9 protein-coding genes are annotated in these 9,283 nt (G+C 62.3%); 1 reads left to right on the plus strand and 8 read right to left on the minus strand.

Annotated elements, in window-relative coordinates; genetic code table 11:
- Positions 1 to 303: 303 nt before the first annotated feature.
- Entirely contained in the window at positions 304 to 534 is a 231-nt protein-coding gene (locus tag RJ03_RS30635; protein WP_036509245.1) for a hypothetical protein, read from the minus strand.
- 305 nt (positions 535 to 839) lie between these two features.
- Between RJ03_RS30635 and RJ03_RS30640 the strand changes: the two genes are divergently transcribed.
- Positions 840 to 1,667, plus strand: coding sequence for a CE1 family esterase (locus tag RJ03_RS30640; protein ID WP_036509246.1), 828 nt, complete (start codon positions 840 to 842; stop codon positions 1,665 to 1,667).
- A gap of 187 nt (positions 1,668 to 1,854) precedes the next feature.
- Here the strand turns inward: RJ03_RS30640 and RJ03_RS37530 are convergent, their stop codons facing one another.
- The 7 genes from RJ03_RS37530 to RJ03_RS30670 all read right to left on the minus strand — a co-directional run bounded on the left by RJ03_RS37530 (position 1,855) and on the right by RJ03_RS30670 (position 8,787).
- Positions 1,855 to 2,319 carry a hypothetical protein gene (locus RJ03_RS37530; RefSeq protein ID WP_157163540.1) on the minus strand — a complete coding sequence of 155 codons (465 nt, stop codon included), beginning with the start codon at positions 2,317 to 2,319 and terminating at the stop codon, positions 1,855 to 1,857.
- Positions 2,320 to 2,326: 7 nt separating this feature from the next.
- Entirely contained in the window at positions 2,327 to 3,616 is a 1,290-nt protein-coding gene (locus RJ03_RS30645; RefSeq protein ID WP_036509248.1) for a hypothetical protein, read from the minus strand.
- On the minus strand, positions 3,617 to 3,919 hold the full coding sequence (locus RJ03_RS30650; protein WP_036509251.1) for a WXG100 family type VII secretion target: 303 nt from the start codon (positions 3,917 to 3,919) through the stop codon (positions 3,617 to 3,619).
- A 2-nt stretch (positions 3,920 to 3,921) separates the two neighbouring features.
- Positions 3,922 to 4,266 (minus strand): WXG100 family type VII secretion target, encoded by a 345-nt coding sequence (locus RJ03_RS30655; protein WP_036509254.1) that lies wholly within the window; start codon positions 4,264 to 4,266, stop codon positions 3,922 to 3,924.
- A 180-nt stretch (positions 4,267 to 4,446) separates the two neighbouring features.
- Positions 4,447 to 6,033 carry an exonuclease domain-containing protein gene (locus RJ03_RS30660; RefSeq protein WP_036509257.1) on the minus strand — a complete coding sequence of 529 codons (1,587 nt, stop codon included), beginning with the start codon at positions 6,031 to 6,033 and terminating at the stop codon, positions 4,447 to 4,449.
- Positions 6,034 to 6,115: 82 nt separating this feature from the next.
- The gene (locus RJ03_RS30665; protein ID WP_036509260.1) at positions 6,116 to 6,628 is read right to left on the minus strand and encodes a hypothetical protein; all 513 of its coding nucleotides are present in this window, start codon (positions 6,626 to 6,628) and stop codon (positions 6,116 to 6,118) included.
- Positions 6,629 to 6,714: 86 nt separating this feature from the next.
- Positions 6,715 to 8,787 (minus strand): GmrSD restriction endonuclease domain-containing protein, encoded by a 2,073-nt coding sequence (locus tag RJ03_RS30670; protein WP_036509263.1) that lies wholly within the window; start codon positions 8,785 to 8,787, stop codon positions 6,715 to 6,717.
- Positions 8,788 to 9,283 lie beyond the last annotated feature (496 nt).

Below are 9,283 nucleotides of genomic sequence, written 5' to 3' on the forward strand. Positions count from 1 at the left end.
GACAACTTTCGGCGCGCCCGCCCCTGTTGTCTTCGGCGCGGATCGTGATTCCGGTACTTCGTGGTCAGACATCGAATTACCGGGCGACGAGCGCCGCTGTCCCGGTCGCGGCGCCGGTCGGGTCGCCGAGTCGATGTCCACGCTTGTGGCTGATGGTGGTGCTCACGTCCCCATTGTCTCAGAGTGTCGCGGGTGGGAGCGAGGTCGGTGCGGCCCGGCGCGTGATGCTGTCGAACCGGCTTCGACCGGAGTTCGCGGATATGGTCTGCGTGGACGGGCTCCCATGGCAGCCGCGTCGAATTGTCAGAGGCAGTGCGCGGGCGGAGCCGGGCTCCAGCTGCCTATGCATCCCGCGCCGATGTACGCGAGCAGATCGATCACCGTCGAGCCGGTTTGCAGGACGACTGGGCCGTTCGCGGTGATCTCCTCGGTGTTGTTGTACTCCAAGGGAATTCCGCTTTCAGCGCCGGCGATCCCGGCCGGGGCGATCCCGACGGCGGCGACTGCGACTACGAGGACGGCAAGCCGTTTCATGGTGATCCTCCCGAACCAACTGCATCAGGTTTCAGTGTTCGAGCCAGCATAGTGTGAAGTGATCATGTTTCGGAGTGGATCGGCCGGCTTTGCAGCTCCGGATGTTCACCGCGCCGGACATCCGCGCGGATCCGACCCACCTCCGAGGGCGAGGCTGGGGAGTTGTCGCAAATGCTTACGAACCTCAGCGAACCAACCTGTGCGGCGATAGATTTGAATGGAAGTAATTCAATGTCCTTGTGGGGCGGGAGGATTCGTTGCATCGCATTCGCATGTCCGGACCGGTATGCCGGGCTGTAACAGTCATGTCCGCCGTCTTCGCGCTGGCGATGCCGAGCGCGGGCGTCGCAGCCGAGCCGGCTCCGGGGGAGCCGAACGCTTCACCGGCCGCCTGCTCGCTGGCCGCTACCTCGGAGACACGCACCGTCAACGACCAGCCGTACCTCCTCCGCGTACCCAGTGGCCTGACCAGTGCCGCACCGCTACTGTTAGCTCTTCACGGCGGCGGGAGCAATCCCACTACGTATGAGAACCAGTCCGGCTGGACACCATTAGCCGCCCAGCACAAGTTCATCGTCGCTTATCCGCTGGGTGGCAAGAAAGACGTACCCGCACCCAACCGCAGCTGGTACTTCGAAAACGGCAACCGAACGGACGTGGACTTCCTACTGCAGGTCATCGCCGATATCAAGGGCTACCGCTGTGTAGACACCAAGCGGGTCTACATGACCGGACACTCCAACGGCGGCCAAATGACCTCCCGAATGGCCTGCGCCGCATCAGCCCAGCTGGGAGCGGTGGCGATGTACGCCGGCGGCTCGCACGGAGGTTGCGAAGATGGCGTACCGATCCGCAAACTGTCCTTCGGATTCTTCACCGCCGACAACGACTTCACCCAGGCCCCGGTCTACGCGGCGCACCTGCAGTGGCGCGGCACCATCGGCTGCAGTAACGACGCCGCCACCGAAACCGGACCCGAAGTGGCGGAAGGGTATCGATACTCCTGCGAGCAGGGCGCCAACGTCGTTTGGCGCAAATACAAAGCCGGCAGCCATGATTGGCCGAGCGGCGACCGCGGCGCCGATGTGCGGAATCGCATGTGGCAACTGTTCCAGAACCATCCGATAGCGTGACAGCTGGGTTCTTGTCACGTTTACTGACGGCTCTCCCCCGTAGAGGCTTGAACAGCCAGCGGTCGTCATGCTCAACGACGACCCGAGATGCTTCATCGGCTTCCATCAACCCTCAGAGGTGCACCCTACGGGGCCAGTCGCGCGGTTCATGCGTGGTTCGAAGTCACGCGAGTTTCCTCATGATCAGTTATCGAGAGTCCTCGAAGCGATCCCAGCGTGCAAGGTCCTCCAGAATAGGGCCGGAGTCCGGCACGCGATACCACCACCATTGGCGCGTGTTCGGATCAACCTTTGCAACTGCAGACATACGCTTTCCTGAATCCTCTACTGTGATGGACAGATATCGGTTATCGGCCTCGGATGTATATGTCGAGACCTTCTCGGCCAGCGGCGGGGGCAGGAGTTCGATCGCAGAGTTCAGGTAGTCTCGTATGGTCAGGGCTGCGCAAAAGTCGTATTCGTTCCAAACGCTGCGGTCGGACCAAGGCAGTGCCCTGTCATTGTCGATTTTCTCGATGTGCGCAGCCCAGGAATCGGCCAATCGTATCGCATCCCGCCGGTCGCCCGATGCGAGCGTGACTGAATGGTTTTCCAGCTCTGCCCGCTCGGTGTCGGAAAACTGAACATTTCCACCTTTGTTTATCTCTGCCACGATCTCCTCATAGCTTCCATGCTGTGGACTTCCAGGGCAATTCGTAGTTGACGACAACCTTTATTCCTTTGTAAACAAATTGCTCCGCCTGCTCTGGCGTGCGGCCGTCACCCATCGGCTCCGGAGTTCCGTGTTCCAACGCGTCGTGGACTTGCGCAGGGGTTGGTCTGTCCATCGTCGGGTTGCCGTCTCCGGTATGCCCGTTGATGAACTCTTCGATTTCGTCCTGAGTGTATTCGCTGTGCCGGAAATCCGGCTGGTCAGAAGGCTGCGCGTGTTCGCCACCGTCGATAAGGACCTTCATGGCGATGATGGCGGCAAGGTTCGCGGCTATCTTTTCGAGGTCGCCGGGGACGGCGTCGAAAGCTTTGATGGTGACGGCGGTAGCAGCGACGAGGGCGGTGTAGCCGAAGATCTCTGCGAGAGCGCTGGCGGAGAAGGATTCCTCGATCGCTCCGATCGTGGCTGTAACCGCGCCTGCGATAGCTTCGCCAGAGACCTCCACCGACATGCCGACGGTAAATACGGCAAGTGCTATACCGGCCACGGCAGCAGCAGCAACGCCCGCCTCTAGCCAGTTGATCTTGTGAGCTGTGTCCTGGCCGAATGACAGTGTGGCATCGTGATATTTGCCGACGGGGGCGCTGACGTTCAGTGCGGCGGTCGCGAGGGAGCCGGCACCGGTTTTGAGGGTCGTGAAGTGGTCTTGGATGTGTTGGCGGTTGGTAGCGTCGTCAATGCCGTCGAACAACCCGGAGATGGCCGAGATCTGCGCTGCGGCGCCGGTGACGGTTTCATGTGACGCGAAGGTGTTCCAAGTCTCGTGTGCAGTCTTCAGTTTCGCAGCGTCGCCGTTGGGGAGTTTGTGAAACTTCTCGATAACCTGCGCGACCAATTTGTCGAAGAAGGCTTTCACGCCGCCGCTGTGGGCGAACCCGAGTCCGTTGTCGTGGACCGAGCTGGGAATGTTTACCGTGTATTCGCCAACTTGACCGGTATTCGCCTTGTGCGGGGCCGGCTTGGATTTGTTCGCGATGCCCCAGTTGTATCCCTGCGCGTACAGGACCGCGCCGTAGTTCGTGAGTGCGTTCGCGAGGCTGGCGGAAGCTTGCAGTGTCTTGCGGGCTGCCTCGTCATAGGTCTTGCCCCATTCCGCGCATCCCGTGGCATCGCCGGCCATGCCGACACATGTGCCTTTGACCGCGTCGTGAACAGGCTTATCAGCCTTGCGAAGATCGTCGGCCAGTTGATGGCATCTTTTGGCAGCTTCGTAGTAGATCTGCCAGTCAACGTTCACCTACTGCCCGCTCTGCAACATGCGGCGGTTGAGCTCCAGGGCACGGGTGTAGGCGGCGTGTGCCTCCTTGGCCGCGTCGCTCATCTCGCGAACACCGTCCACGAGTTCTTTTACGCCGCTGACCCATTCGCGGTGTGCGTCGTCGAAAGCCCGGGCAGCGATGCCTTCCCAACCGGTGCCTTGCAACGATGCAACGCGCTGTTCGATATCGGTGAGGTGGTCGCCGATGAAGCCCGCAAGTCCGGACAGGCGGGTGACGATCTGTTCGAGATGATCGAGGTCGACCGAGAATTGTGACGCCATGGCTATGACCAGTTCAATGTCGGGATGTCCAGTGCCGCAGCGCTATCCGCATCCACCAACTGGAACGTCTCGGCAGTAACGCCGAGCTTCTCCGCCATTGTTGCCAAAGCGGCGAAGATCTGGCGGCCACCGTCGTGAACCTCGGTCCAACCTTCTGAGAACTCGTCGGCGTAGTCGCCTGTCCAGCTGCCGTTGAGCAGCTCCGCGACGTCCTTGGCTGCGGAATCCAGAGCGCCGGAGAGAGTTTCGGCTAGACCGCGGATGTAGATCCCGACGTCGCGGACCTGTTCCGGGACTACTGAAAACGGCTGACCAGGCGCTGGAACGTTCCCCCCACTATCACTCACATGGGGATGCTAAGCGATTTTGTCGCCGACCGTCCATCGGAAGTTTGTGGGGGGGCGACCTCGCATCGCCGGCGGAGGCGGGACGGAGAGCGGGGCCTGGCGGATCGTCCGTGCGAGATTTCGGACGTGCGGGTTCCCGACAACGCCGCAACCGGACTGTGGCGAGCGGGACGCCGCAATTCATCCCACGAGGTCCCTCGCCCTGCTTCTTGCCCGTGATGTGCCGAGGCATGAGCGGCAGAGTTTGCTCCGCCTGCTCGCGGTCCACGTCGACCCGCACTTGTCGCAGACGCATGCGAGGCCCGCCATGCGCAACCGTGTCCCGTTCGCTTGTCGGCCCGAGCGCAATGCGGCAACGAAGTCTTCTGCCGAGACAATCGGCTTCCCGTGCTTATGCGCCGTCTTCGCTTTTCCGGACATCGTCGCCGGATCCGCGGCGACCAGCACGTCGACCGCCTTGGTCATGGACGGCGCGGGCGTCAGACCGTATTCCCGCGCGAGTTCCTCCAGTTCCTCGCGTGGACGACCGTCATCGCCGGTGAAGCACACCATGGTTCCCGCGCCCAGATCCACAACGACGGACTCGGCGCGGTGCTGGTGGGTTCGTGCGGTGACCACCTCGGTGGGAAGGTCCAGTAGCGCCGCGACTCTCAGAAGCCGGTCGATTTCGTCATCGGTGACGACGGAGTCTTCGAGTGCCGCTTCTATTGCGGCGTTGAGGAAGTGGGTGTGCGCAGCGTGCACCGCGGCGTCGTCGAGCCCCAGGTCCGACGCGAGGCGTTGTAGTTCTGTCCGCTCCTCCGCGGTGAGCTGCAGATCGGCTAGAGCTTGGTCCAGCAGAATCTCGTAGGGCGCAACGTCCGCGGCGGTGTGCAGGCCCTGACTGATGTCGGCGAGGAAAGGGAGCGGCTGGGCGATCGATTCACCGTCGCGGGCCCAGATCCTGGCACTGTGTGCCTTTCGATACCTGGTGGCAGCGGTGGGGGTCCCCGGCCCCGGGAAATGACTTGCGATGGCCTGCAGCAGGCCGGCGGTGGCGCGGGCGTCCCCCAGCGCCCGGTGCTGGTTCTCGTGCTGGATGCCGTGTTCGAAACAAGCGGCTGCCAACTTGCAGCGGGTCACCGCCAACGTGTCCAGACCCGAGCCCCACTGAACGTCGATTCCTGACCGCTCCAGTTCGAAACCCACCATTCGTGTGTCGAAGGGCCGGTTGTGAGCGACGACGATTGCACCGTCGAGGAGCTCCGCCACCGCGTGCGCGATCTCCCCGAATGTGGGTGCGCCGGCCACGTCGGCCGCTGTAAGACCATGGATCCACGTGGGGCCGACATCGCGCATCGGGTTGACGACGGTATCGAAGGTGTTCGTGACCGTGCCCGAATGATCGAGGGTGAGCACGGTGATCTCCACGACGCGGTCCGTGTGTCGGAGGCCGGTCGTCTCCACATCCATCACCGCGAAACGTGAGGCGGTGCCGAGAAGTGAAGCCAGCTGCGGCGCAAGGCCGGCCGCCGGTCGGATGCTCGTGGGTGCACTGGCTCCGGTGTCCAGGGGCGCCGGCGGGTGGTGAGGTGCCGGCGGTTGTAGTGCGTCGGCCCACCGTTGCCCGTCGAACCAACGATAGGGCACCTGCTGCCAGGGGTCGGGATACCAGCCCGGGGCGTTGGAAACGGCGTCGGTCCAGCGGAACCCATCGAACCAACGCAGCGGCGAATGACGTGAGGGGTCTGGATACCAGCCGGGTTGTGCGGCAAAGCCATGGCTCATGGTCGACGATTCCTCTCGTCGCGACCCACCGGCCGGACGCGGTCAATGAACTCTGCCGGGAAGATCGCGATCGCCGGATTGTTCAGGTCTTCCGGCATGATCCACGGTGTTTCCCCGGTTCTCGGGTTGACCGTTCGGCGGAGCCGCTGCTCTTCGGTGAATAGCCAAGCCGTCCAGACATTTCCGACGTAGTTGGCGACTGCCAACGCGTGAAATCGGGGCTCGTCCTGCGCTGCGGCCGCAAGCTGTGGAACCGGCTGGAAAACCGGCACACCAACTTCGACCGCTGGCGCCGGGAGTAGTCATCGACGGCTTGGCAGATGCGTTCCTGATACGCGGTGGTCAGTTTGACCAGATCGGCGAAAAAGTCGACCTCGACAGCATTCTCGAAACACGGTTGTGGTGTGGTGCCTTCGGTCAGCACCACCGATCGCCCCTTGACCAGCCACTGGACCTTCGAGTCATGGTCCGGATCGTCGTGTGGAATTACCACCGCGTTGGTGTTGCGGACGATGGTGGTGTCGGTGCGGCTGGTAAGCCATACCGCAGTGGTGTCAGCGGTCGGCTGTCTGTCGACAATGGCGAAGCCGAGCATTGTTCTCCCTCTGGGTCAGTGGGCTCTCCGGTTGTAACGGTGCCGATGCAGGCTCGTCGGACGCTCCGCGTCGAGCATGTGCGAGCTCATTGGACCGCGTCGAAGCCGTCCTCCACCGCCTTCCGCAATTCATCGAGTTGCGTGATCGATAGCCGCATCGAGGTATCCGCCCGAACTCCGGCTACGAATCGGAGGCCTTCTTGTTCGAGAATCTCTTTGGGATTATCGGTTCGGCCAGGCTCTACCCATCGAAATGAGGGGGACACCTCGCCCTGCGATGTGAGAACGCGGTGAGCATTTGGTGCGGGTGCGGTTGCCAGCCGGTTTCCCAGCCGCTGGGCCGCCGTTCCCAAGACTCTGGCGACATCGCCGTAGGTGGTCCAGTGTCCGGCAGGCAGTAGAGCGAGCAGCCGATTCATCGATTCCCACAGTGGGTTGTCGTCGCCGTTGGCCGTGATATCGGTGAGCGGTCCGGGCCACGCTCCGATGATCAGCTTGGCAAGCTCGCGGCCACGCTGCTCGATCTGCTCAGGACCCCATTCCGAAAAGGTGGCGATCGCTTGATTCATGCGAATGCTGCTCGCCCGGAGGACATCTCGTTTTCGATCGAAGGTGTTGTTGCCCAGGTTCTCGTTGTATCCGGTAAGTGTGAGGTTGCCCAGCGTGTGGACATGGCTGTCGTGCAGGTCGTCAACGTTCTCGATTCCGTATGTCGACCCCACCTCTTTGCGCCACTGCGCCGACAGAGTCTGTGGCATGACATGTTCGACCGTGAGCGATGTCGGCTCGACTTGCTCCTTGGAATTGAACAGCTGCTCGATCCAGATCAGCATGGTCTTGCGCTGCGCGGCACGTCCGGTGGTGTACAGCGGTGAAGTGAGTATCGCCTCGGTGAGCTTCTCGTCGGTGGCGTAGTGCTTGCGCCCGGCCGACAGATACCTATGCAGCGCCTCGTCGACAGGAAGGGATTCGTCGAGTTCCTGCACCGCCGCGGGAAACAGACGATTTAGCCCCTGGGTTACCCGCCCCACCAAGAACCTGCGGACCAGTAGCGACTCGATGTACAACAGGGCGCGGGCAACTTGATCCGAGGTGGCATCACCGCGGTCACGCAGGACCAGCAGATGTAGTACCAACGGTGCCGGAGCGGTGGAATCCCATTCGGCGAGGCGCATCAGACGCTGGCGGACGGCCAGGTCGGGCTCATCGGTTGGATGGAGCATCAATCCATAGAGCCGACCAAGGCCGGCGATCCTCTCGACTTCGGCCACTATCTCGTCCTCGTTGGCGAACCGGTCCAGCCTTGCCTGCTGCCCTGCAAATGTCTGCGTTTGCTTGACCTTCGCCGTGGTCTGCAGAAGGTCCAACCAGAACAGTGTTTCGAGGCGCTCATTGTCAGCAAGCGCGTCCTGGAGAGGACGCCACAGGGTGCGGTAAACCTCCTCGCTGCGGGTCGGCATCCGCATGAAGAGGTAGTTTCGCAGTAGGTCGCCCTGAGTCAGCTTCAGTCCGGTGTTGTTCAGAGACTGGAATATTCGGTGGACGTTGTCACCCGGATGGGTGCTGATCGAAACCACCGACAGCCCAGATGTCACTGCATGAGCTATCTGCACCACGTCGTAGCCGAGATCGGGATCTATGGGCTCGGCCAATTGCGCCCGGAAAAAGCGGTACGCGGCCCCGATATTGTCGTCACCACCCGCAGTCGGCAGCCCGTCGATGACTGCGGTGTAGGAAGCCTGGTCCGCTTGCGTGGGTAGCAGTTTCAGCCGGTACGGGTCGTCCTCGTACTGATTTGTCAGCAGCTGATTGTGAATGCGATCCGTGTCGCGGCGCGTGGAAGCGTCGCGTTCGCGAAGGTGGTCACGGATCGCCGCCAGCAACAGGGTGAGGGTGGTGAGGCGCTGCTGCCCGTCGACGACCAGATATCGCGTGATCGAACCTGCGACGCTACCCGGAACCGGCGCCAGCACCACAGAACCGATGAAGTGTGTGGTCTCGACATCCTCGGCTCGGTCCTCGGCCAGCTGTGTGACGTCGCGCCACAGCTCCTTGAAGTTGTCCGGCCCCCACTGGTACGGCCGCTGGTACAGCGGAACGAGGTACTGCGAGGTGCCTTCGAGTATCTTCTGCAGGCTCGTTTCCTGTGCGGCGACCACGGTGGCATCTCCTCGGGAAGTGCGGCCGTGGACAGTGCCAACGGGCCGGAAAGTGATGTGGGTGCTGCCCCACGCGGACATCAACTCTGGCGCATATCGTCGGCGGGGACGTGGTTGTTTCACGATGGCCATGTCGTCGAACCTGTTGCGGCAAGCGGAGTTTGACCGACCAGTATGTTTCGGCTCGCATCGGTAAAGCTCGGCATGACTGCCTGCTGTCGAAGGTGGATCGAGGGAAGCGAGTTCGCCCGGGTGAGCACTCCACCCTTCCGTCTACTCGTCGGTCGGCAGCCGGAAATTCGTTGTCGTATGTGGAACCTCGGCAGGCGGTGTGGTTGCAGGCGGTTCGGGCGTGTCCGAGTCGTCCTTGGGTTCGACCCATCGAGCAATCGCAGTCGCGCCCGCGGATAGTTGCCGCCGGCGCGAATTGGCAGCAGCGACCGTGCGATCACGAGCCAGTGACCAAGCTTCGCGGATGGTGGCGTTGTCAGCGCCT

This window comes from Nocardia aobensis NBRC 100429 (assembly GCF_000308375.1).
Classification (GTDB): Bacteria; Actinomycetota; Actinomycetes; order Mycobacteriales; family Mycobacteriaceae; genus Nocardia; species Nocardia aobensis.

Excerpts from the sequence above, each read along its gene's own strand:
- RJ03_RS30635 (WP_036509245.1), bottom strand. The coding sequence starts at position 534 with ATGAAACGGCTTGCCGTCCTCGTAGTCGCAGTCGCCGCCGTCGGGATC.
- RJ03_RS30640 (WP_036509246.1), top strand. The coding sequence starts at position 840 with ATGTCCGCCGTCTTCGCGCTGGCGATGCCGAGCGCGGGCGTCGCAGCC.
- RJ03_RS30650 (WP_036509251.1), bottom strand. The coding sequence starts at position 3,919 with ATGGCGTCACAATTCTCGGTCGACCTCGATCATCTCGAACAGATCGTC.
- RJ03_RS30660 (WP_036509257.1), bottom strand. The coding sequence starts at position 6,033 with ATGAGCCATGGCTTTGCCGCACAACCCGGCTGGTATCCAGACCCCTCA.
- RJ03_RS30665 (WP_036509260.1), bottom strand. The coding sequence starts at position 6,628 with ATGCTCGGCTTCGCCATTGTCGACAGACAGCCGACCGCTGACACCACT.